This window comes from Planctomycetaceae bacterium, from assembly GCA_041398785.1.
GTDB lineage: Bacteria > Planctomycetota > Planctomycetia > Planctomycetales > Planctomycetaceae > JAWKUA01.
The window spans coordinates 1-23,100 of the sequence record JAWKUA010000008.1; the positions used below are offsets into that span (position 1 = coordinate 1).

Annotated in this window: 19 protein-coding genes; 9 read left to right on the forward strand and 10 right to left on the reverse strand. The window is 60.3% G+C overall.

Features of this window, described 5'->3' with window-relative positions:
* From R3C19_10915 to R3C19_10930, 4 genes are all read left to right on the forward strand, one after another.
* Positions 1-317, forward strand: a 317-nt coding sequence (locus R3C19_10915; GenBank protein ID MEZ6060866.1) for a hypothetical protein, incomplete at its 5' end; no start/stop codon positions are given.
* 16 nt (positions 318-333) lie between these two features.
* On the forward strand, positions 334-528 hold the full coding sequence (locus R3C19_10920) for a hypothetical protein (GenBank protein MEZ6060867.1): 195 nt from the start codon (positions 334-336) through the stop codon (positions 526-528).
* 257 nt (positions 529-785) lie between these two features.
* Entirely contained in the window at positions 786-1,106 is a 321-nt protein-coding gene (locus R3C19_10925; GenBank protein ID MEZ6060868.1) for a hypothetical protein, read from the forward strand.
* Positions 1,107-2,018: 912 nt separating this feature from the next.
* On the forward strand, positions 2,019-2,699 hold the full coding sequence (locus tag R3C19_10930; protein MEZ6060869.1) for a hypothetical protein: 681 nt from the start codon (positions 2,019-2,021) through the stop codon (positions 2,697-2,699).
* 110 nt (positions 2,700-2,809) lie between these two features.
* On the opposite strand, the gene R3C19_10935 is transcribed toward R3C19_10930, so the two are convergent.
* The 9 genes from R3C19_10935 to R3C19_10975 form a co-directional block, all read right to left on the reverse strand.
* The gene (locus tag R3C19_10935; GenBank protein ID MEZ6060870.1) at positions 2,810-5,560 is read right to left on the reverse strand and encodes a cation-transporting P-type ATPase; all 2,751 of its coding nucleotides are present in this window, start codon (positions 5,558-5,560) and stop codon (positions 2,810-2,812) included.
* Entirely contained in the window at positions 5,557-6,402 is an 846-nt protein-coding gene (locus R3C19_10940; protein MEZ6060871.1) for a universal stress protein, read from the reverse strand. Before R3C19_10940 ends, R3C19_10935 begins: the two co-directional genes overlap by 4 nt.
* 216 nt (positions 6,403-6,618) lie before the next feature.
* Positions 6,619-7,104, reverse strand: coding sequence for a helix-turn-helix transcriptional regulator (locus R3C19_10945; protein MEZ6060872.1), 486 nt, complete (start codon positions 7,102-7,104; stop codon positions 6,619-6,621).
* Between the two features lie 71 nt (positions 7,105-7,175).
* Positions 7,176-7,766, reverse strand: coding sequence for a hypothetical protein (locus R3C19_10950; protein ID MEZ6060873.1), 591 nt, complete (start codon positions 7,764-7,766; stop codon positions 7,176-7,178).
* Positions 7,763-7,972 carry a ribbon-helix-helix protein, CopG family gene (locus tag R3C19_10955; GenBank protein ID MEZ6060874.1) on the reverse strand — a complete coding sequence of 70 codons (210 nt, stop codon included), beginning with the start codon at positions 7,970-7,972 and terminating at the stop codon, positions 7,763-7,765. The genes R3C19_10950 and R3C19_10955 overlap by 4 nt, the downstream gene beginning before the upstream one ends.
* A 309-nt stretch (positions 7,973-8,281) precedes the next feature.
* Entirely contained in the window at positions 8,282-9,577 is a 1,296-nt protein-coding gene (locus R3C19_10960; protein MEZ6060875.1) for an amidohydrolase family protein, read from the reverse strand.
* Between the two features lie 194 nt (positions 9,578-9,771).
* Positions 9,772-11,043, reverse strand: a complete 1,272-nt coding sequence (locus tag R3C19_10965; GenBank protein ID MEZ6060876.1) for a hypothetical protein — start codon at positions 11,041-11,043, stop codon at positions 9,772-9,774.
* A gap of 82 nt (positions 11,044-11,125) precedes the next feature.
* Complete coding sequence (locus R3C19_10970; protein ID MEZ6060877.1) at positions 11,126-12,325, reverse strand: ABC transporter permease; 1,200 nt, start codon at positions 12,323-12,325, stop codon at positions 11,126-11,128.
* A complete protein-coding gene (locus R3C19_10975) occupies positions 12,325-13,170 on the reverse strand; it encodes an ABC transporter ATP-binding protein (protein MEZ6060878.1) in 846 nt (281 codons plus the stop codon). Before R3C19_10975 ends, R3C19_10970 begins: the two co-directional genes overlap by 1 nt.
* Positions 13,171-13,364: 194 nt before the next feature.
* Here R3C19_10975 and R3C19_10980 point away from each other — a divergent pair, with 194 nt between their 5' ends.
* From R3C19_10980 to R3C19_10995, 4 genes are all read left to right on the forward strand, one after another.
* The gene (locus tag R3C19_10980; protein ID MEZ6060879.1) at positions 13,365-13,925 is read left to right on the forward strand and encodes a YqgE/AlgH family protein; all 561 of its coding nucleotides are present in this window, start codon (positions 13,365-13,367) and stop codon (positions 13,923-13,925) included.
* A gap of 223 nt (positions 13,926-14,148) precedes the next feature.
* Positions 14,149-15,114 (forward strand): aldose 1-epimerase, encoded by a 966-nt coding sequence (locus tag R3C19_10985; GenBank protein ID MEZ6060880.1) that lies wholly within the window; start codon positions 14,149-14,151, stop codon positions 15,112-15,114.
* 147 nt (positions 15,115-15,261) lie between these two features.
* Positions 15,262-16,920: a DUF1549 domain-containing protein gene (locus R3C19_10990; GenBank protein ID MEZ6060881.1), complete on the forward strand. Its 1,659-nt coding sequence runs from the start codon at positions 15,262-15,264 to the stop codon at positions 16,918-16,920.
* 37 nt (positions 16,921-16,957) lie between these two features.
* A complete protein-coding gene (locus R3C19_10995) occupies positions 16,958-18,379 on the forward strand; it encodes a DUF1553 domain-containing protein (protein MEZ6060882.1) in 1,422 nt (473 codons plus the stop codon).
* A gap of 27 nt (positions 18,380-18,406) precedes the next feature.
* On the opposite strand, the gene R3C19_11000 is transcribed toward R3C19_10995, so the two are convergent.
* Positions 18,407-19,180 carry a lysophospholipid acyltransferase family protein gene (locus R3C19_11000; GenBank protein MEZ6060883.1) on the reverse strand — a complete coding sequence of 258 codons (774 nt, stop codon included), beginning with the start codon at positions 19,178-19,180 and terminating at the stop codon, positions 18,407-18,409.
* Positions 19,181-19,738: 558 nt separating this feature from the next.
* On the opposite strand from R3C19_11000, the gene R3C19_11005 reads away from it, so the two are divergent.
* On the forward strand, positions 19,739-23,086 hold the full coding sequence (locus tag R3C19_11005; protein MEZ6060884.1) for a sigma 54-interacting transcriptional regulator: 3,348 nt from the start codon (positions 19,739-19,741) through the stop codon (positions 23,084-23,086).
* Positions 23,087-23,100 lie beyond the last annotated feature (14 nt).

Consider the following 23,100-nt stretch of genomic DNA (forward strand, 5'->3'; position numbering starts at 1 on the left):
CAGCGAACGTTTCAGCCCATGTCGGGGCACATGCACTGCATGCTGCGGCCTTCATCGTAACCTACTTTCCTTCAACGATTTATCATTTCACGTCCACAGCTGCCGCCCAGTCTATTACTGCCAGCGGCACGATCAACGCCGGTGCGGGGTTGTTTGGGCGAGGCGTCTACGCCTCCTCTTTCAACAGCGCACTCTTGGCCCGTCTTATGGGAGCTGGCTCAACTGAAACAGTCATTGCGATATCCGTCCGCGGAATCTCGAGGGTGCCCACCTTGTTGCCTGGGGCGTGGCGAATTCTTCACGACGTCATTCTTTAAGTATCTGGAGTTAGCCATGAATGTCCTTGTCAAGTCGTGGTTCGCTGTCATGGCTGTCTTTCTTTTCCTCGCCATCATCGTACGTGTATTGCACGACCGTCACGGCTCCCGCTCACTGACCGGAATGTTGGCCCTCGCCTCAATCGTGTTCGCAGTGATTGCAGGAGAGCGAGTGTTTCGCTACTTCAATTCGTCAGACGGCCCGAAGTAGCCTATCAGCTGGCGACCTACAGCATTCGCGAACACGACGCTGACATGCAATGAGGGAGAACGCTAAGATGGCGAATTCTGCATTGCCACAAGACACAGCAGCTGCTTTCGACCCACGCGAGTGATATCGACATTCGTCACCGTCACGGCTCGACATGCCTGCCGCAGTAGCAACGGGCGAATGTGAGGGTGTCCGGCCACTGGAGGGGCGATTCACCCAACCGCAGCGCAGTTCACTGCCAACGTAACATGAACTCTATGAATGAGATTGACGCGATGTACGTTGCTCTGTTCACACGGGGAATGACTGCACTGGGGCTGGCGATTAAAGGAGACAACCTGCAATGGGCGAAAGCCGAGTATGAATTCCTTCATAACATCCCAAGCCTTATTTCTGAACCAAATCACCACCGACATCAGTACTTTTGGCAGGAGGAAAGAGTTACGTACCTCGAATGGGTTGAGAACCGAGGCCTGGACGGAACAGACGCAGCTCCGGATGTCCTGATTGGATTTTACGACGACCTGTTGGCAAATATGGAAGTTCAGTTCAGAACTCTCAACTGGTTTGCGGTTTAGCCTGCGCAGAACCTCATCCGACGATCGAGGACCATCCGGCACCGCGAGTGCAGTGTCGCCGCTCGGCTGGCTGAAGGAACGTGTGGCTTCGGATCGGGGGCCGTTGCCGTGGGCGATCCTTCAGTTTCAGTCGCTCCCGGATGAGGCTGGATCGCTGGCCCAAGCGCGCGATGCTGGGCTGGTCGGCTTGTTCCTTTCGTCGACGGCGACGGCGGCAGCACGGCGATCGGTCGCCACGGCGCGGAGTGTCCCACTTCTGAGTATGCGAGGGTTGGCACGGTGCGAACGCACTGGCACCGCCGGTGGCACACTTCAGAATTCTGTCAATCTCCAATCCTGCGACAGTGCCACACAGCCGTGACGGATGTTATCCTTGGGGCCAGAAGCTTCAGCCCGCCAAAGGCAAGGCGGCTCAGCGACCGTGCGATGGGTCGAAACAGGTGATACGTCGTTGGCCAAAGATGAATGGACAACCTACCGCTGGGCGCTTCGATGGTTCCTGGGAGCTTTCATCCTGGTTCCGGGGCTTCTCACGTTGCTCATGGGGTTGTGCTATGGTTTGGGCGTCGGCCCCAACATCACGACGGGTGTCTTCCTTGGCGCTGTCATGGTCTCGGGCGCACTGTGGGTCGCCAGTGCGATGACGATCTCCTGGTGGAGGTGTCCAAACTGCGGCCGGATGTTCTTCTGCAAGTGGTATATGTCCAATCATTTCGCGTCGTCATGCGTCCATTGCGGGCACGCCAAATGGCGAAACAAGCCACACCCGCATCCATCAGGTCCAGAGAAGTAAGAGCTGTCGAAGTTCCACGGAACGAATCGTCCGGAAGCCGGGGTGGCCGGTGGGGCGAAGGTCGCCGGAAGACACGATCCGCGAAGAGTCCGTGAGCCGATCATACGGAAGAAAGAAGCGTGTCTCCGACGCTCAGCGAGCCTGAAGTTATGTCCTGGTATCGGGCCGCATCTGCGGATGGAACGACCAACCGGGAATTTGAGGCGACGGGCGATGGAATCACTCCGCCGCGCGAAGTTTTCACGGCAGCAGAAGTAGACCTTGCATGGCTGCATCATGTCGAAGCCTGGCTGGGAACGATTCTCGGCACACTCCTGACACTTCTGGTCGGCGGCGTCATGCTGATCAGAACGCCCCCGATTCTGGCCGTTGTGGCGCTGGCCATTGCGTTCGGGGAGTATTCGTTCCTGAAACGAATGTGGTATGCCACAGTGACGGGCCGGCGTCCGATCGGTGTTGCCGTGGCGTCGGGGGCTTCGGTCGGGAACAGAGCCATCCGGATTCTCGCAGCCGGCTGGTGGATCTTTCACATTGCGATGGCGATGGGCTTCGTTGTGTTCCTGGAAGCAATGCTCATCGAGCGAGGTCAGGTCCGGCAGCTTGCGCCGACCGACGTGACCCAGACGTTGGTGGTCGGCACGATTGCCTTCGGAATCTCTATCTGCTGCAACACCTACCTTGCGCTGCTGGTGAAAGCTGTGTTTGGTTCAGACACAGCCGTCCGATTTTTCTGGCGAGGTCGCTTCATTGTGGACGTCGCCATGACGCTGCTGGCCATTTTGTTTGCAACTGCGGCGTGACGGCATCACGTCGCTGCGACGAAGCGAGTCGCACCAGACGAAACGTCCGGCCATTTCGCAGATTACCCTTCTTCATCGGCGTTCCGTTTCGATGCGGCTTTTGACAGCCATCACCGCGTGACAAGGCGTTTGCGAAGCAGGTCGAGCAGGAAGATCAGCGGGATGCCGAGGAAGGCGAGAGCATAGATTTCCGGAGCCACCGGTCCGGTCCGCAGGAATTCTCTGGCGGGCGGGAAGTAGAGGATTGCCCACGAGAACGTCAATTCCAGGACCATGCCGCCGACGATCAGCCGGTTACTGAACAATCGCAGGTCAAGTCCCGAGCGACGCAGTGATCGGCGGCCGACAACGTTTCCGATCTGCATCAGCATAATTGCCGACAGCGTGATTCCCGTCGCGGAATGATACAGCGGGTCGTGAATGCTGAGTTCCTGACCCCACTTCCAGTTCCCCTGATGCAGCACAAGAAAGAACAGCGTCAGCGACCACGCCGCCTGAATCATCCCCAGAAACAGATAGGACGTCGCCATGACGGGCAGCGACAACAGCCGCTGATCCAGTCGCCTTGGCGGCCGCTTCATGCATTCGCTGTCGGGAGGCTCCTGTCCGAGACCGATCGCGGGCAACAGGTCCGTCCCCAGATCGATGCACAGAATCTGCACGATGGTCAGAGCCAGCGGAACGGGCAGAACAACGTACAACAGAAACGGGACGATTTCCGGAATGTTACTGGTGAGCACATATGTGGTGAACTTCTTCATGTTGTCGAAGACGGCTCGCCCGCCGGCGATGCCGGCCACGATGGACGCGAAGTTGTCGTCCAGCAGGACAATGTCCGCAGCCTCGCGGGCAACGTCGGTCCCGCTCAGACCCATGGCGATTCCCACATCGGCGGCCTTCAGTGCGGGAGCATCGTTGACGCCGTCGCCCGTCATGGCCACTACGTGTCCGAGTCGTTTCAGGCCAGTGACGATCTTCATTTTTTGCTCGGGTGTCGTGCGAGCAAACACGGCGACTCCGGCACGCAGACGCTCAACAAGCTGGTCCTCGCGCATGGATTCCAGTTCGCTGCCGTGAAGTACAAAGTCTTCTTCGGCCTGTTCGGGACTCAGGATTCCACATGACCGTGCGACGGCGGCGGCTGTGTCGGGGTGGTCGCCGGTAATCAGCAGCACGCGAACGCCTGCGCCATGGCAGGCTCGCACGGCGCCGGGCACTTCGTCCCGCAACGGATCATCAAGGGCCATGAACCCGTGCAGACGAAGTGAACGTTCCAGCGGATCGGGCGGAAGTTCGGGATCCGGAAGAGCCACGAGTTGCCGCGACGCCACTGCGATCAACCGCAGTCCGCTGGCCGAAAGACGCTGCACGATTTCGTCGCACTGGCGGAGGGCGTCGTCGCTGGCGGGCACGGCTTCGTCAGCCTCGGACGTTTCCACCGTTCCAATCAGCGGCCGCAGCGATTCCCACGCACCTTTAACGGCAAACAGAATTCCATCCGGGCTTTCCAGAATCCCCGCTTCGCGCCGACGTTCCAGGTCGAAGGGGAAGTGGCGGCGAGTCTCCGCGATGATCCGGCCGGGATCTCCCAGGCGTCCGGCGTACATCCGGGCGACGGCAACGTCCAGCGGATCTCCCGACCAGCGAGCCTGATTTCCAGACTGTTCGCCGCCGGAAACGTCCGTCTCCACCGCTGACCGTGCGATGACGCCGGCGGCCTGATGTTCGCGAACTTCCGACGCGATCAAAGCCGCCTGGAGGAATGGTCTCACGCGGTTCTCATCGCTCAGAGGCCGGCCCGACATCGGATTGATCAGACCCGTAATCGCCAGCTCATTTCTGGTCAGAGTCCCGGTCTTGTCGGTGCAGACAACATGCGTCGCTCCCAGAGCCTCGATGGCTTCCAGGTTCCGGACCAGAACCTGGTGGCGGGCCATTCGAAGACCCGCCACCGACAGCGCCAGCGTGAACGTCGGCAGCAATCCTTCGGGTACGTTCGCCACAATGATTCCCAGCATGAACACGATATTCACCCACAGCGACCGGCCGATCGCGACACCGTAGGCGAAGAACAGCACGCCCATCACAACCGCGATGACTGTCAGCACGCGAATCATGTGGGCCGTTTCGCGTTCGATGGGCGACGGCGGCCGGCGGACGTCTCGCGACAGAGCCGCCAGACTTCCGAACTGAGTTCTGTGACCTGTGGCGACGACAACCGACGTGCCGTGGCCGCGCATGACGGAACATCCGGCGAACGCCATATTCGGACTGTCCGTCAGTCGTCCGGAAGCCCCCGCTGCCGTGGCCGCCTGAGACCGCGACTCACCGGTCAGCGGAGCGTTGTTGATCAGCAGTGCTTCGGATTCCACCAGCCGTGCGTCGGCGGAAATCCGGTCGCCTTCGCCGAGCAGCATCACATCGCCGGGAACGAGCTGTTCAGCGGTGATCTGTTCGTCACGACCGTCACGACGGACTCGGACAGATTGAGGCAGATAGCGCCGCAGTTCGTCCATCGCATGCTCGGCCCGCATCTCCTGAGCGAACGCGAACAGAGCATTCAGCACCGAAACCGTCAGCAGCGCCCATCCCAGAACCTGCATACCTTCGCCGGGCTGGACTGATTCCGCCACGAAGCAGGCGGCCGCCGCAACATCCAGCAACAGGCTGAAGAAGTTCAGAAACTGCCTGGCAAGAGGTCGCGCCCATCGCCAGCGATCGGGCAAATCCAGAGCGTTGGGGCCGACGTCCCGTTGTCGCTGCCGGGCTTCGTCCGCTGTCAGACCGGACGGCCGCGTCCGCAGCAGGTCAAACACCGCGTCCGGTTCGACTTCATGAATCTGGCCGCGCTCGGAGTTCATGTGACACCTCGATAGATGGCGACGTCACACGTGGCGGTCCGCAGAACCTGTTCGATCGGATTGCCGTGAAGTATTCGTTCCGTGAGATGCCGTTCCGATGCACCCAGCAGAATCAGTTGAGCGTGCAGACGGCTGGCCGCCACAACGATCTCCCGCGGCACGTTGTCGGAAACCGTCACCAATGCATCCAGCAAGGACGGCGACGAAGGCAGCTCCGTCAGGATCTCCGCTTCGATCCGACGGCAGTATTCGCGGCCCGCCGTCTTGAGCGATTCGACAGCCGATCCGGACAACAGCCGCAGGCGCCGGCGGCTGACGGGTTCGACAAACAGCAAATGCAGCTCCGCCGCATCGCGAGCCAGCATCTTCAGAAACGGCAGACCATGACAGAATCCGCGAGGATGACCGGACACCGGCAGCAGCAATCGGCGCGGAGCACCCAGCAGTCCGGGCAGAGCCACGTGGATAGCCAGCATCCGGCAGTGGCACAATCGCAGCATTCGTTCGGACAGACTGCCCGTGAACAGCCCGCGACTTCGCTCGCGACCCCGAGTTCCGCAGATCAGCACACTGTCCGGCCCGCGCGGCACGGTGTTGCAGATCGTGTGTTCCACCGAAACCTGCATGGGAACTTCAAGAACCTGAAGTTCGACCTTCAGCCGCCGCGACTCGGCCTGCAGATGTTGCAGTCCAATCTGACAGTCGCTGACAGAACGGCGTCCATCCTGCACATGGACCACGTGCAGTGTGCGTTCTGCGCACTGTGACACGATCCGCGCGGCATAGTGTGCGACCCAGTCCCCGTGAGTCGACGCGTCATAGGCCAGAAAGAAGTTCGCCACTGCGCCGCTGCCTCCCGATCACCCCGACCCGCTGCCCAGCCCGTTTCAGTGCACATCGAGTGCCGAACGGGTTTGCGGTTCTGCGGCGAACAAAAGGGCAGCCTCAAAGGCGGGAGTATCTTTCTGCAGCGTACAGGTGCCTCCCCGCATCCGGCAGATGCGGTGGACTGGGTCTCAACATGTGTCCGCTACTTCACTCCTGTTCCGAACATCCACTTACTCCACTTCTGTTGATTCAATGATGACCTTCACGAACTCTTCGTACGCTCGTTCTTCTTCCTCGGTCAGGGCGGCCATCGGTTCGGATCGCGCAGCGAACAGATATGCTGCATGTCCAAGGCGATCGTGTCTGCGCCGGACCAGCCCCGCAATTTCAGCCACCGCCCCGGTCGGCAACCGGAATATCTCCGCCAGTTTATGCACCGTTCGGGGACTTGGATCACAGCATTCTCCACGTTCAATCAGCACGAGTTCTTCGACATCGACGTCGGCGTCCGCTGCAAGCTGCTCAACGCTGAGCCGCAGGCGCCGACGAGCAAATTCCACAAGCTGGCCGAATACGGCTGGCCCCTTCTGGTCATCGGGATCATAGAATCCAAACCGTGTTGCCAGGCCGCCAACGGAGATCGATCCGCATTCTGCTTCGTTATTCGCTGATGCCTTCAGCCATTCAGGATTGGTTCGTTTGTTTTGATCTGTCATTGTTCCGCACCCCGCGAGCCGGGTGAATAAGTCCGTGACTCCAAGCTCCGCAAACCGAGCGGATCCTTCGGTCAGGGTTTTTCGAAGTACAGCAACCCCTGTTTCGATGCGTCCCTTCCAAGCGGCGTCATCCCGCATTTCTCCTCGTAGAACCGCTCTGCCTGAGGCAATGCGTGAAGACCGATTCGCCCTTTGAATCCCTCTTCCCTGCTCTGCTGCTCAACGCGATCAAACAGAATCGGCCCACAGGCACCAAATTCAGCCGTCTGCCCGATTTCGTCGATTGTCCAGTTCCACGGAGCAACTTCGATGAAGTCCAGATAAACCAGGGGCTTTCCCAGATTGTCCGGCTTCCTGCATGTGTAGCTGACGCAGTCTGTCAGACACACCGCCTGCCAGTGACCCCCCATTGTGATGCCGAAACCGCGTACCGCGAGCTGCTTCAACTGAGCCGATTTGGAACACCAGTTCCAGTGCAGGCTCTCGGGCCACTTCCTTCGCGATATTCCTGCCATTAGCAGCTTCTGATGAACCGTGTGCCGTGTTGCTTCCCATTGCCGTTCCACCAGGAGCAGATCGCTGGCTTCAAGATTATCGAGCAGCTCCGCATCCACGAGCGCATTGTCTACCCGGCGAATGATGCGGACTCGTTCAGTATTCACAGCACGACGACCTCCGATTTCTTGTCCTGCTTTTCGTCTTCAAAAACCAGCTTTTCGCCGTCGCGAACTCTGGAATCGACGAGCTGGTAAAGTCGCAACGCCTGGCGGAGGACCCCTGTTTTCGATAGATCCTTACGCTTTGCCAGCTCGTCCAGCACCGCCATTTCTTCGCTCGTGAGATTCAGAGTCATTGTTTTCTTCGACACCGGATTCTCCTGCTCTTCCTGCGCAATAATACCACTTTTGGCCACATAATCAATGTTGTTTAGCTATTTTTTGGCTGTTTCATGATCCGAAGGCGATTGACAGGAACACGAGCCTCAACGGGAATTGTGGAGATGGCCCGGCCTCGAAAAAAACAGGCACTGCCCCGGTCCAAGCTTCACGTGCCTGCGGACAACGACGATGCGTCTTCTGGCGGACTACGGCCGCGCAGGTGCGCCGCTTTCTGACCCGGGATATCTCGACGATCGATCCTCAACCGGCCCCGCGGCGCGCGGTCCCACGGCATGAACTCACCCCTGCACGGTCACTTCCGTGCGTTGGCGCGGGGCGAGGCGGCCGGCTTTGGTGATGCCGCCCTGCAGAACGGCGATGATGCGGTCGCGGTCTTCCAGCAGCGAGATGTCCGCGAGCACGTCTCCGTCGACAACCAGCACGTCGGCCAGCTTGCCGGGTTCCAGCGTGCCGAATTCGTCACCGCGGCCCATGATTTCGGCTCCGGTTTTTGTCGCGCACATGATCGTTTCCAGCGGAGTAAAACCGACATCGTTGACGAAGAACGTCAGTTCGCGAGCGTAGTCGCCGTGAGGATTCCAGCCGAAGCCATAGTCGCCGCCCATGCCCACTCGACCGCCGGCTCGCAGGATTCGAAGAGCGCTTTCGGCTCCTCCGTCCAGCGTTTCCTGGTGGCCGTCGATGACCTTTTGAGGAAGACCGAACTCCGGGCCGCGTTCGACGCTGGCCTTTTCGAAGTACAGCGCGGGAACCACCGGAACGTCGCGCGCCAGCAGCATGTCCATCGCTTCGTCGTCCATAAACGTGGCGTGTTCCAGCGTGTCATAGCCGGCTCGCAGGGCATTCCTGATGCCTTCCGTTGCGCGGCAGTGGCCGGTGACTTTCATGCCGTGGTTGTGAGCCGTCTGCACCACGGCGTTCATTTCGTCAAACGTCATGCACAGCGTGTGATGGTCGTTGGTGTCGGGAGCCGCCGCGTCGCCGGTCGGGTAGGTCTTGACCCATTCGACTCCGTCCTTCACCAGCGATCGCACGGCGCGACGGGCGTCGTCGGCGCCGTTGATGATGAACACCAGGCCTTCCATGCCGATCTTGCGGAATTCCGGATTCCAGTCCATCAGTCCGCCGGCCGAACAGATTTCGCGGCCGGACGACGACAGTCTGGGACCGGGGATCAGATCGCTGTCAATGGCCTTCTTCAGCCACACATCCACGTTGAACAGACAGCCGCCCGATCGAGCCGCCGTGTAGCCGCATTCCAGAGCCAGGCGGCAATTGACCGACGACAGCAGACTGACGTATTCGACCGGGTATTTGATGTCCAGGTCTTCCAGTGCCCGGATATTGAAGTACGTCGCGTGGAAGTGAGCTTCGACGAGCCCCGGCATGATCGTCCCGCCGCGGGCATCGATGATTTCGGCATCGGATGGAAGGGCGGGAACATTCGACGCTGCGCCAACGTAGCTGATGAGTCCGTCAGTAATCACCACAGCGCCGTCAGGGATGGCGGCGGCTCCTGTGCCGTCGACAATCTGGCCGTTTCGAATCACAGTCGTGCCGGTTGCGGTTTTCATGTTCTGGTCTCAGAGTGTCGTTGGCTGGGAAACGCGGCGAGGCGCAGTGTACTTTTGCCGGATACTTTTCGCCCTGACGATTCATGATCGCGAACTTCGGGACCTCTCGCTTCGCACCATGACCGGGGCGATTCGAATCAGACAACAGTGATCGCTGACGAATTCTCGCCGTTCAACATCGATGCGATCAGCGATCACGCTCGCCAGTACGTCGAAGCCTCCGGAGCGGTGTAGCGGACGGACATTTGCGGCGTATCGACAGGCTTCTGTCCGGCGTGCAGCGAATCGACTCCCGCGATGACCATCCCTGACGTCAACAACGTTCGTTCCACCGGATACGGCGCTTTGCCGGTCAGAACTGTGTCTTCGATATGGCGAGTCAGCGGGTTGAAGAAGTCTGCCGTGGTCGAACCGTGGGTGGGCATCGGCAGGTACATCTGGCAGGCCACGAGTTCGCCGTTGCCCAGCAGTCCGGCGTAGTTGAAGTCCTGAATCGCCGTCAGAAAAATGGCCGAACGGAAACCATCGCGGTGCTGCACGAAGACGCCGGTCGTGTCGGGCAGAGCCTTCTTCGCCCATTCGTAGGTGACGGCATCTGTGGGGAAACCGCCCTGGACCGGAAGATTGTGGCTGCATGTCAGAGCGGACACGAACAAATCGCGCGTCGTCGCGCGGTTGTCGGCTTCCAGAGCGGTCCACAGGGCGTCGCCCTTCAGCGCGTGGACCTGACTGATGCCGACCTCGCCGCCTCTGCGACGTTCGGACATGCATTGCGCCGTTTCGTACGCGTGGAAGTCGTAGCTGTCGATTCCGCCGTACGCGACGCAGACGCTTTCCTTCAGGTCGGCGTTGAAGGGCATGTCGAGCGACGGCAGCCGCCACGTCACCGGCAGCGATGAACCGGCAAGGAACGGAAATTTCAGCCGTTTGGAATCCTCAACCATTTCGACGCATTCATCCCACTCCGTCGACAGGTGCTTGTCGTTGAACACGGGAACGGCGCGGCCGCTGGATTCGAAGACATCCACCACTTCCTTGAACCACTTGTAGCGCGGATATCGCTTTTGTCCCTTGTCGTTATCCGGGTACCTGCCGTGTTCGCCGATGATGACAACGCCGTCTACTGCCAGGTTCGTTCCACCCAGCGTCAGGGCGTCTTTGATCGTGTCGAACTGTTTCAGGTTGTGCCGGGCGATGCGGTCCTTCGCGAGATCGCTTTCGGGGAACTGATCGACGTAGACGGAAGCGACATCGACGCGAGGCGCCTGCCAGTGACCGCGCCAGGCATAGCCGAACGTCAGACGATCCAGGAAATGCTGAGCGTGAGAATGTTCGCGCACAACGGTGCCGATGAAAGCAACCTTTTTTCGCGCGGACGACGGCTGAGCGGCCTGGCTGATTCGCGGGAGAGTCGAAGCAACAGCGATCGCGGCGGAAGCACCAAGGAACTGACGGCGAGTGGGCATGGCGGGATTCCTGGAAGGAGGGACTGGAGACCATCGGAAGGAAGCACAGCGGCAGGTTCAGGCAGGCAGCGCGAACCGACCGTCAAAACAATATCCGTCGCAGCGAATCCGACGCAACCCAGCTGGTCAGCCAGGCACTTCCCGCCGCCAGCAGCAGACCCGCAAGCAGCATCAGCATCAGTTCCGTTCCCAGCAACATGGCGATGGTGCCGCGACTGCAGCCGAGCTTGAACATCGTGCGCATCTCTGCCGCGCGCAGCCGGATTGAAAGCAGCAGCACCAGTCCCAGCAGCACTGCGGTCACAATCGAGGACAGCACGGCGCTCAGCCAGACGAGTTGCTCAATTCGAAACACGATGTTCAGCAATTCGTGAACGACATCGATGGGCTTCAGGCACTGAGCGACATCGTTGCGCACTGACGCGTAACGTCCCAGCAATAGAGTCTGCGACTTGCGGTTGCGCGGCACGGCTATGACCGCGGAAACGGGGAAGTTCGCGGGGTCGCCGTGGAAGTGAAACGAATCGATATTGTCCGGTGTGATTTCCGTGAACGGCAGCACGGCGGCGCTGGCGGTGACGGACGTGTCATCCTTCTTCAGCAGCATTGACGCGTCCGTTTGTGTGTCAAGCTGCTGATGCCCGTGGCCAATCCCGTCGATGATCCAGGCCGTGCGAATGTCGACGAACACAACGTCGTCGTCGGACGAATGGGACCGCGCGAGGATCCCGGTGATATTCATCTTCAGCGGATAGTCGCCGGCCAGGTTGAACGCGTTTTTTGGAGCCGACAGGATTCTGTCGCCGGGCCGCAGATTCATTCGTTCGGCCACGTCGGCACCCAGCACGCAGTCTCCCAGCAGTGTCAGTGATTGTCCCTTCGCCAGTCGCAGCCCGCGGAATTCGAAGTATTCTACCGACGTGCCGACGATGGGAACTCCGTCGATGCTATTCACGCTTTGCGTTCTGTACTTCACGTGCAGCGGAATTGCGGTCGCGAAGCCGGTGTCGCGCACGTAGTCAGCCTCCGACATCGTCGCGTTGTCCGGCGGAGCAGTGTCGAAGTACAGACCGTGCAGCACCAGATCGATGCGGCTGCCTCGCGCGCCGATGATCAGCGGCGTCGCTTCGGCTCGCGCAAGGATGTCGGTCCGAAACTGGTTCAGCAGCAGCCGAACGGTAATCGGCAGCCACAGCGTCAGCCCCAGACACAGGACGATCGTGATCGCTCGCCCGCGGAACCACCACAACGAACGGAAGGCAAGATACAAGGCGTGCCGCATCAGGATGCCTTCCCGTCCACGGCGCCCGCGTGTCGCGCGGTGAGAAACTGATCGAAGGAAATCGTGCGGTCGAAGTGATGCAGCAGCGAATGGTCGTGAGTCACCATGATCAGCGTGCGAGCGTTCCGTTCCGTACGATGAGTCTCCCAACCCGATGCACCGCCCGTACGATTGCCCTCCGAGGCCGTCCAGTCACTCGTACGATGGCCCTCCGAGGCCGTCGGGGCGTTCGCTGCATCGTCAGCAGAACCGGCCGACGAATTCTCAGTCGCGCCATGAGATCTCACCTGGTCCAGCAGCAGCTGCATGATGACGTCCGAAGTGGCCGGGTCGAGGTTCCCGGTTGGTTCATCGGCCAGCAGCAGGCATGGTTCCGGCAGCAATGCTCGACAGATTGCCACGCGCTGCCGTTCGCCCTGAGACAACCTGGTCACGGACTTGCGGACGTGATCCTTCAGCCCCACCTGCTCAATCAGCGCCGCGGCACGTTCGCGAGTCTGCGAAGTCAAAGCAACGGAGTTGCCGATCCGGCACGGCAGCAGAACATTGTCCAGCACGCTAAGGTATTCGATCAGCTCGAAGTCCTGAAACACCAGACCGACGTGACGGAGCCGGAAGGCTCGCCGCCCGCCTTCTGTCAGTCCGGTGACATCGGTTTCGCCTACGCGAAGACAGCCGGAATCCGCGGGACGAATTCCGGCCATCAGGTTCAGCAGTGTCGTCTTGCCGGAGCCGCTCGGTCCGACAATTGCCACCGCGCGGCCGGTTTCAATCTGCAGTTCCGGCACGTGCAGGGCAAAACTGCTGTGCGGGTACTGGAATCTCAGATCGTCAATGCGGATCATGCAGGGAAGTGTAGCGGAGACCATACTTCGTTTAACCTGTCGTCAGACACAGTCCCGAACGGGCTGACCGTCGTCCCTCTTCGACACAACGCGGCTGCGGACGGGAGACGACTTGCCTGCGAACACGAAGACTGCGTTCCGCGGGCTGGCGCTGGCCCTGTGTGAAGCCTGCTGTGACTGGAGGATCATCCGAAATGTTTCTGCACGGACAGTTCTTGATCGCGGCAAATCACCTGCGCGATCCCAACTTCTATCGCACCGTCGTCCTGATGCTCGAACACAATGCCGAGGGAGCGATGGGGCTTGTGGTCAACCGTCCGTCATCGATCGCTGTCGATGCGGCACTGTCCGGCCAGATCCAGGGAACGAAGTGCCAGTCTCCCATCTTCGTCGGCGGTCCCGTCGAAAACTCGGCTTTGTTCATCCTGCATAACAGCGTCGCCATCGGAGCCAAAGACCAGGAAGTCGCACCGGGCGTTTTTCTGTCGGGCAGCCACGAGTCCTTCGAAACCGTGGTTCGCGAAAGTGATTCCGGAAAAAGCGCGGCCGTGTTTCGAGTCTACTGCGGTTACGCGGGCTGGGGTGCCGGCCAGCTCGAAAGTGAAATTGAACGCGGCGACTGGCGAAACCTGCCCGCTACCGACGCGATCGTCCTGGAAGAAGACCCCTACGGAATCTGGGAAGTGTGTACGCGCAAACTTCAGCGAGCCAACCGACTGCTGCCGCACAACGTGCGGAATCCGGAATGGAATTGAGCAGGCCCGAATGGAATTGAGCAGGGCTGTCCGGTTATCGCCACATCCGTCTGAACAGTATGCTTCACGTGTCTTTCCCGCCCCATTCCACCCCCGCCATTCCCGCGCAGCCTGCACCCGCGCAGGCGAGTGGCGGGAACCGAGCCGCACTTCCGTCATTCCCGCGCGGGAATGACGGGACCAATGCTGGACAACCACCCTCGTTCTGAAAATATTCCACCTCATGCAAATCGCCGTTATCACTGACCCGGTCACGGGTTCTCACGCGAAGATCGCTGTCGCCCTGGGATTCAACTGCTTCGAATTTGTCGCGAAGCTTTCCGAGTCTGAATCCATCAACGTCATCGACGCCGCCGACGGGTTCGAGCACGGAGACAAGCCCGTCAGCCACAGCGGAATTCCTCTGCTGTTTCCGTTTCCCAATCGGATTCGCAGCGGAAGATTCACCTGGGACGGTCAGGAGTTCGATTTGCCCGAATCGCTGGTCGGATTCAACAATGGCAACGCCATTCACGGATTCGCTCTTGATCGACCCTGGCGAGTTGTCGAACAGACGGAAGCATCGGTCACCGGCACGTTCAAACTCAGCGATGACGCACCGGAGCGACGTTCGCTGTGGCCCGCCGATGCTCAGATCACCCTGCGGTATTCGCTCAGCAACAACAATCTGCGAGCTGACATCACAGTCCACAACCCGGACGACAAGCCGCTGCCGTGGGGATTCGGGACTCACGCGTACTTCAAGTTGCCGCTGGCGGCCGAAAGCAAGCCGGGTCACTGCACGATTTATGCTCCGGTCAGAAAGCGGTGGGAGCTGGAGGGATGTCTGCCCACCGGAAAGCTGCTGTCGCCGCCGGAAGACGGTCGACTGATCGAAGCTCCCTACTTTGACACACTGAAGCTGGACGACGTCTACACTGACATCGTTCCGAAAGACGGCATCGTCGAATGTCAGATCATCGATGAACACGCCGGTGCACAGGTCGTGCAGCGCTGCGACGATTCGTTCCGCGAAATCGTGGCCTTCACGCCTCCCTGGACGTCAGCCGTTTGTCTGGAACCGTACACCTGCACAACCGACGCGATCAACCTGCAGCAGCGGGGCATCGACGCCGGCCTGCAGGTACTGGCTCCCGGAGCAAGCTGGCGGGGCTGGATCGAAATCGCCGTCGGGCCGGTCCTGTGTTAGCCGAAGACCGGAGCCGCGAGAAACCGTCAACTGGTTTCCGGGTTGCCGGCACGCGAGAATACTCCAATGGAATGACGAAGCCACTTCGTCTTCCGGCACAGTGGGAAGGCCGACGTCGAGTCGCTTTGCAGAGATCGAAGTATCGCCATGAAAACACACAGTTCGACCTTCGCTGTTCTGGTTCTGACCGCTCTGGCGTCCCACAGCGCGGCAGCCGATGACCCTGTTGACTTCACGCGTGATGTCCGCCCGATTCTTTCCAACGCTTGCTTCCACTGCCACGGACCGGATGAGAAGACTCGCGAAGCGGACCTGCGAGTTGACACGCGGGCCGGGCTGTTCGATGAGCGAGACGGCGTCCGCGCGGTCGTGCCTGGAAACATCGAAGCCAGCGAACTGGTTTCCCGGATCCTCTCGGACGATCCCGACCTGGCGATGCCGCCTTCGACGTCGAAAAAATCGCTGACCGACGAACAGCGGCAGACGCTGGTTCGCTGGGTGAAACAGGGAGCACCCTGGGAGCAGCACTGGGCTTTCATCCCGCCCGTGAAAGCCGATCTTCCGCCGGTCAGCAACGAAGCGTGGTGCCGCAACGAAATTGACCGCTTCGTGCTGGCTCGCATCGAAGCCGCCGGACTGGAACCTTCGCCCGAAGCGGATCCGTACGCGCTTGTTCGCAGGATTTACCTGGACCTGATCGGTCTGCCGCCGACTCCGGACGAAGCCGATCAGTGGGTGCAGGAGCTGCAGAGGGAAAACGAAACCGCCTGGCAGCGGCTTGTTCAGCATCTGCTGGATTCACCGCACTACGGCGAACGCTGGGCGCGGCGCTGGCTGGATCTTGCCCGGTACGCCGACAGCAACGGATACGAAAAAGACCGCGACCGTTCCATCTGGCCGTACCGCGACTGGGTAATCAGCGCGATCAACGACAACATGGCGTTTGATCAGTTCACAATCGAGCAGCTTGCGGGCGACATGATCCCCAACGCGTCAACGTCGCAGCGCGTGGCCACCGGATTTCATCGCAACACAATGCTGAACGAAGAAGGCGGTATCGATCCGATGGAGTTTCGTTTTCACGCGATGACCGATCGAGTCTTCACGACCGGCACTACCTGGCTGGGGCTGACTCTGGGATGCTGTCAGTGCCACACGCACAAGTACGACCCGATTTCGCAGACCGAGTACTATCAACTGATGGCGCTGCTGAACAACGCCGACGAACCTTTGCTGGATCTTCCGGATGACGACTTTCAGCAGACCTGGGACCACAACAGGAAACAGGCGGCCGAACTGCTGGCGGAAATGCCGAACAAGTGGCCGGATGACGCCGGGATTTCCATCGACGAGGCATTCGAAAAATGGCTCGCCGACGAAACCGCCAACGCCGTGCAGTGGACCAGCCTGAAACCCGTTGAAGCCACGTCCAACCTGCCGATCCTGACGATTCAGGATGACGATTCCATCTTCGCCAGCGGCGATACCGCCAAACGCGACGACTACTTCATCAGCCTGGCCGCGTCAGACAAACCGATCACCGCACTGCGTCTGGAAGCCTTACCCGACGACCGCCTGCCCGCCCACGGACCAGGGACGACGTACTATGAAGGCACGCCGGGCGATTTATCTGACCGAAATCGCCGCCAGCGCTGCCTTCGAAAACGACGACAAGGCTGCGTCAAATCAGCCGCCAACTTCCGATGCCGCTGCGGCACAATCCGGCACTCCGAACGACCGGCCGCAAGCTCGAACGTTCCCGTTTTCTTCGGCCACGCAGTCGTATGCGAAGAACCGGTTTGGTGATAACCCGGTCAACGCCGATCTGGCGCTGGACGGTGATGTGCAGACCGGCTGGTCGGTTCACGGGCGGCAGGGAGAACGGCACGTAGCCGTCTTTGTCTTCTCGGAACCGGTGCCGGCCGGTCAGCCGCTGACCATTCACCTGACGTTCGGTCGCCACTTCGCAAGCTCGCTGGGCCGGTTTCGATTTTCCGCCACGGATGCAACAACAACTCCGGAAGCTCGCGATCATTCATCCGAAGTCGAACGACTGCTACTGCGGGATCGTACTTTGTGGTCAGAAGACGAACGCCAGGCAGTTTTCCAGCGCTTCCTGTTGACGGTACCGCAATTCGCCAAAGACGCCGACAGGATCCGTTCACTGCAGAAGCGGCCGGAAACGGCGTCGACACTCGTGATGCGCGAACGCCCGGCGGACCATCCCCGGCCCACGCATCGGCACCACCGCGGTGAGTACCTGCAGCCGAAGGAAGAAGTCCACGCGGGGCTGCCGGCCGTGCTGCGAGGCGATGCGGATGCCGGTACACGGCTGGAGTTCGCCCAGTGGCTGGTTTCCCGAGACAATCCGCTGACCGCGCGCGTCGTCGTCAATCGGCAGTGGGCAACGTTATTCGGCACGGGCATTGTCCGAACGGTTGACGACTTCGGGTTCCAGGGAGAACCGCCGACTCATCCGGAATTACTGGACTGGCTGGCAGTGACGCTCCGTGACAATGACCACTGGTCGCTGAAGGAACTCCATCGCCGAATCGTCAGCAGTGCCATGTATCGTCAGACTTCGGTTGTCTCGGCCAGGGCACTGCAGACCGACCCGCAGAATCGCTTGCTGAGCTATGCACCTCGGTATCGATTGGACGCGGAGATCATCCGCGACCGGCTGCTGGTTTCGGCCGGCGTGTTTTCCGAAAAGCGGGGAGGTCCCCCCGTGCGTCCTCCGCAGCCGGCAGGCGTTACGGAAGTCGCTTACGGCAGCCCGAAATGGTCGGCCAGTGAAGGAGAAGACCGGTACCGCCGCAGCGTTTACACGTTCGTAAAGCGAACGGCTCCGTTCGCCATGTTTTCGACGTTTGATGCTCCTTCCGGAGAGGCCTGCATCGCTCAGCGCGACCGCAGCAACAGTCCGCTGCAAGCTCTGACTCTGCTGAACGACGTCATGCTGATGGATCTCGCTCGCAGGACGGGTGCGTCGCTGTCGTCAGCAGAACAGGATGACCGGTCGAAGATGATCCGCCTGTTTCGACAGGTTCTCGTTCGTCCTCCAACCGAAGAAGAGGTCCATTCGCTGCAGGAATTCCTGACACGGCAGCGAGCGCACTATGAAGCGGAACCTTCGACCGCACGGCAGTTGCTGGCGCTCGAAGACGAGCAGCAGCGGGACGGTGGCAACGTCATCGACGAAGCTGCCTGGACCGCGACCGCACGAGCTGTGTTCGGGCTCGATGAAGCCCTGACCAGGGAATGATGCACACTGCCCGCGCGGCAGACACAGCTACTCGGAGACAGCGTCCGTTCCTGTCAGCAGCGGCGTGAATTCAACGCCTCCAAGCTCCGCCAGCGAGGCCATGATTCGGTCCGCGACTTCCCTCAGGTCGTCCGTCGTCGCCTTGCTGTCCCGCCATGGGCTGAGATCGATTTGCTGACCGTACACAATTTCAGTGCGGGCCGGTTTCAGGAAAGATGTCACCATGCCCCGGCCTCGCGGAGCATTGCGGATGAAAACCGGGATCACCGGAGCCCCCGATTTCAAAGCCAGCCAGGCGGCTCCGGTACCCGATCGCAGGAGCTTCGTGTCCGGCGTTGCCACATTGATCCGCCCCTCCGGAAACATCCCCAGCAGTTTCCCCTTCTGCAGCCGGTCCAGCGCCGCACGGACAGCTCCCGTGTCACGCCCCGAACGTGTTGCCGGAATACTTTCCATCGCGCGAAACACCCAGCCGACAGGTCCGCCGATCCGGAAATACTCACCCGCCATCATGTAGCCGATCACTCGAATTCGTCGCCGCCGGAACTGCCGGAAGTGACCCATCCAAAGCAGAACCGGGTCAACCGGCGACGTGTGATTGCCCACGATAATCGCAGGCCCTTCTTCGGGAATCGTACAGGGGTTCGCTGCCTTCCAGCGAAACAGTAGCGGGCAATAGACGCGAGTGATCTGGTACAGCACCCACGCCTTCCAGCCAGCCGGGCACAGGCAGGCTCGAACCACAATCGCCGCAACAACCAGCACGGCGATAACCAGGGCGGTCGCAATGGGTGAAAGCATCGGCTGCGGCAATGAATCGCAGAAGCAGTGAGTTTGCTTCGCCTGGAACCGGGGCGATCAGCAACGGGCCATCGACGGAACGACAACCATCAAACTTGCATCGGATTCTGGCAAAAAACCGCTGGATGACAACTGTTCATATCGTACCGAACAGAGGAAGGCCCCTGGGCAGCGCGCACGAAAAAGCCCTTTGAGCGATGGAGGTGCTGGGGAAGAACGCGCGTTAATGGGTCGGCACAGAAGGCTCAGGGTGCTGGGTGACAGCCTGATTCCCGGGGATTTCCCGCGTTCAACACCTGTCAACTGCTCAAAGGGCTAGCTGGGTAGTCATGACGAACTGCAGACTCCATGCCAATCGGCGCGAAATCGGAAACTGGCGAGTAATGAATTGGAATTGCTCTCGTCGATCGCCGGATTGACTTTGTGAACCGCCCTGCCCCGCATCCGATTCGGCGCTTCGGCGCATGTTCGACATGACTGTTCGGCGCTTCGGCGCTTGAATGTTCGGCGCCACATTGGTAGTTTTGCAGGAATTCGTCACCTTCGGCGCCCAAGGAAATGAGCCGCCTCAAAAGCCCAATTATCGCAAATTCCATCGCGTATCCACAAACGGCGGTACTGCAGCTTCGCGCGATCGTCGCCGGGATCTGTACAGCGTCCGTGATCTATTCGCTGATCGTGTTGTGGTACGTGGCGACGTTTCCGGACATCGGAATTCGGTGTTTGCTGCCGACTGAGTCGTCGCCGGAATCTGCATCGTCGATTGCCGTGACGAAGTTCGTAAATTCTGAACTCGACGGCATTCCGTATCTGCCGGAAAGGGGCGATCTGCTTCTGACCATCGGCCGGGAACCGGTGCGCAACTTCCTGGAATTCGCGCGAGGGATGTCAGATCTGCGATCGGCGAAGATTCCACCGGGTGGCCAGCTTGCTCCCGGTTCCGACCCGGCCGAGTATTCTGCGGATCTGGTGCCGGGGCTGGTTGAGATACCCGATGTGGACGGCACAACCGCGACTCGGATGGTGGAAGTCACATTTCTGCGGCCGACGTCGGAGACACCTGACAATCCGCTGCGGACCTACGTTGCCGTTCGTCCGCTTCAGGACTACGACGTGGTGCTGACGATGTTCTGGTTCCTTTGCCAGTTGGCGATCCTGCTGGTGGCATTGACCGCATATTGGCGCCGACCGACGAACCGGATCGTGCGGACATTCTGCCTGATGTGCGCTGTTTCCATGGCGGCGTTTGTCGGTGGATTTCACTGGTGGATCATTGCGGGAACTCCGCTTTTGAATCTGCCATTTATCCTGAGCGCTTCTCTGCTGCCTGCGGCGGCGATGCATTTCTTTTGCACGTTTCCCCGCGACACGTGGATGCTGAAACGATATCCCAGAGCCGGAGTGCTGGGGATTTACAGTCCTGTCGCCAGCGCTGCGCTGCTGCTGATGTTTGCGTACTGGTCGGCCTACAGTCTGGGCGGCACCATCGCGGATGCCGGGCAGCTTTCCGCGTTCCAGAAGCTGGCGACAATTGGCTGCAATCTGGTCTACGGCAGCGGCGGGACCTTTGCAGGATCGGTGGCTGCCGGACAACTGCTGCATACGCTTCGGACTCTGGTCTATTTCACGATCTTCCTTGGTTCGGTTTATTTCGCGGCAACGGTTGTAGCGCTGGCATTCAGCCTGGTGCGAACGCAGAACGTCCTGGAACGTCGCCAGGCGTCCGGCATTCTGCTGGCGTCGCTGGCCGCCGCGGTACCGATTCTGTACACGCTGTATCTGGCGGTTTATCAACAGGAGGAGTTCGCTCTTGGAAAAGCTCAGGTTCCGATGTTTGTCGCGAGCGGTCTGTTCATGGCGGCGTACGCTCACGGAATGCTGCGGCATCGACTGATCCTGGCCGACGAAATTCTGGAGAGCGGGCGCCAGTATTCTCTGATGACGGCGGTTGTTACGACCAGTGCCGCGATGCTGCTGGCGGGCGGAATCTTCGCGACCAGTGTTTACGCGCTGCCGCCCGAATCCTCCCTGCCGCTGCGCGTTTCCCTGTTTTCGATTCTGGTGGTCGGAGTCGTGTTTGTCCTGTGGACCCGAGACCGTCTGCAGGCCGTGGTCGACCGCCGGTTCTTCAGCGAAAAGTACCAGCTTGACCGAACTCTGCAGCAATTGAATCAGGCGGCCGGATACCTGACCGATCCGTCAGCCATGGCGGAACTGACACTGCGAACCTGCCGCGACGTCATCGATGCGTCCATGGCAGCCATGTTTGTTCGAGACGGATCAGGGACCTTCCGGCTGATCGGGGTCCACAATGATCCCGGCATGCCGGATGCGCTGCCGGACAGCCTGCCGGGACAGGTCCGTCAGGCCGGGCCGGTGATTCGTCGCGTGCCGCCGGCATCCAGTCGTGAGACGATCAGCGATCTGCAGCGGATGCTGCATTCCCTGAAATCTGAGCTGATGTGCGTGTTGCGCGATGAGCACGGCGTCGACGGCATGATCTTCGTCGGCCGGCGCAGCACGGGCACTGCCTACTCGGCGGAAGACATCGCCTTCCTTCAGGCGATTGGCCAGATGACGGTTTTGGCGCTGCACAGTTCGCGAGCCAACCAGAATCTGGCCAGGCTGAATTCGGAACTGAAGGTCAAGGTCGACCGCATTGCGGAACAGCAGCGGCAACTGGCGATTCTGCGCGGGGAACTGACCAGTCTGCAGGATTCCATGGACGAATCATCGCCGCGGGCCGCTCGGGACGGATTTGACCGCGGGCAGATTCGCGGCAGCAGCACTGCGATCCAGAGCGTCCTGGAGATTGCCCGCAAGGCCGCGGACAGCACGGCAACAGTGCTGATCCGGGGAGAAAGCGGAACGGGAAAAGAACTGCTGGCTCGCGTCGTGCAAAGTAACAGCGATCGTGCCGATCAGCCGCTGATCTGCGTCAACTGCGCTGCTCTGGCCCCGTCGCTTCTGGAAAGTGAACTGTTTGGCCACGTTCGCGGTGCCTTCACCGGAGCCAACGCCGACAAGGCCGGGCGGTTCCAGGCTGCCGACGGCGGTACTCTGTTTCTGGACGAAATCGGCGACATCTCGCTGGAAACACAGGTCAAGCTGCTGCGAGTCCTGCAGGAGCGGAGATTTGAACCGGTCGGTTCCAATACCAGTGTCAGCACCGATGTGCGGTTGATCGCCGCGACAAATCGCAATTTGGAAAAGATGATCGCGCGCGGCGAGTTCCGGGAAGATCTGTACTACCGGCTGAATGTCGTCAGCATCACGCTGCCGGCACTGCGAGACCGCAGAGAAGACCTGATTGATCTGGTGTTCTACTTCCTGAACCGAACCGTGCAGAAAACCCGGAAGAAGGTTCGGCAGATCGACAAGGATGCTCTGGCGGCCCTGGAAAAACATGCCTGGCCGGGCAACATCCGCGAACTGGAAAACACGATCGAACGGGCTGTTATCCTGGCGGAGGGAGAGACGATCACGGTCCGAGACCTGCCGTCCGAAATCGCCGACGCACCGGCATTGACGACGGTAGCGGAATCCAAACGGACGGAGGCCCCATCCGTCTTTGGCGACAGTTGGCCGCGCATTCCGGGCAGAACTTCGGCAAAGCCAGGCGACGCAGGGGCCAACAATCAGGAATCCTCCGGCAGGGTCGCCGGGGCTTCGGATTCGCGGGAATCGAGACCAGCCAACTCACCCGTTCCACGCAATGACGAGACTCGCGGAAAGGCAGCCGTTGCTGACGAACAGTCGGCGCCGACCGTCGACGCGGACGAACTGGCGGAACTGCAGCAGGCCCTGCGATCAGCTCGCGGCAACAAGGCTCAGGCTGCTCGTATCCTGCACATGCCTCGCAGTACGTTTTACAGCAAGCTGAAAAAGTACGGCATCGGCGGGTGACGCGACGAATCGGC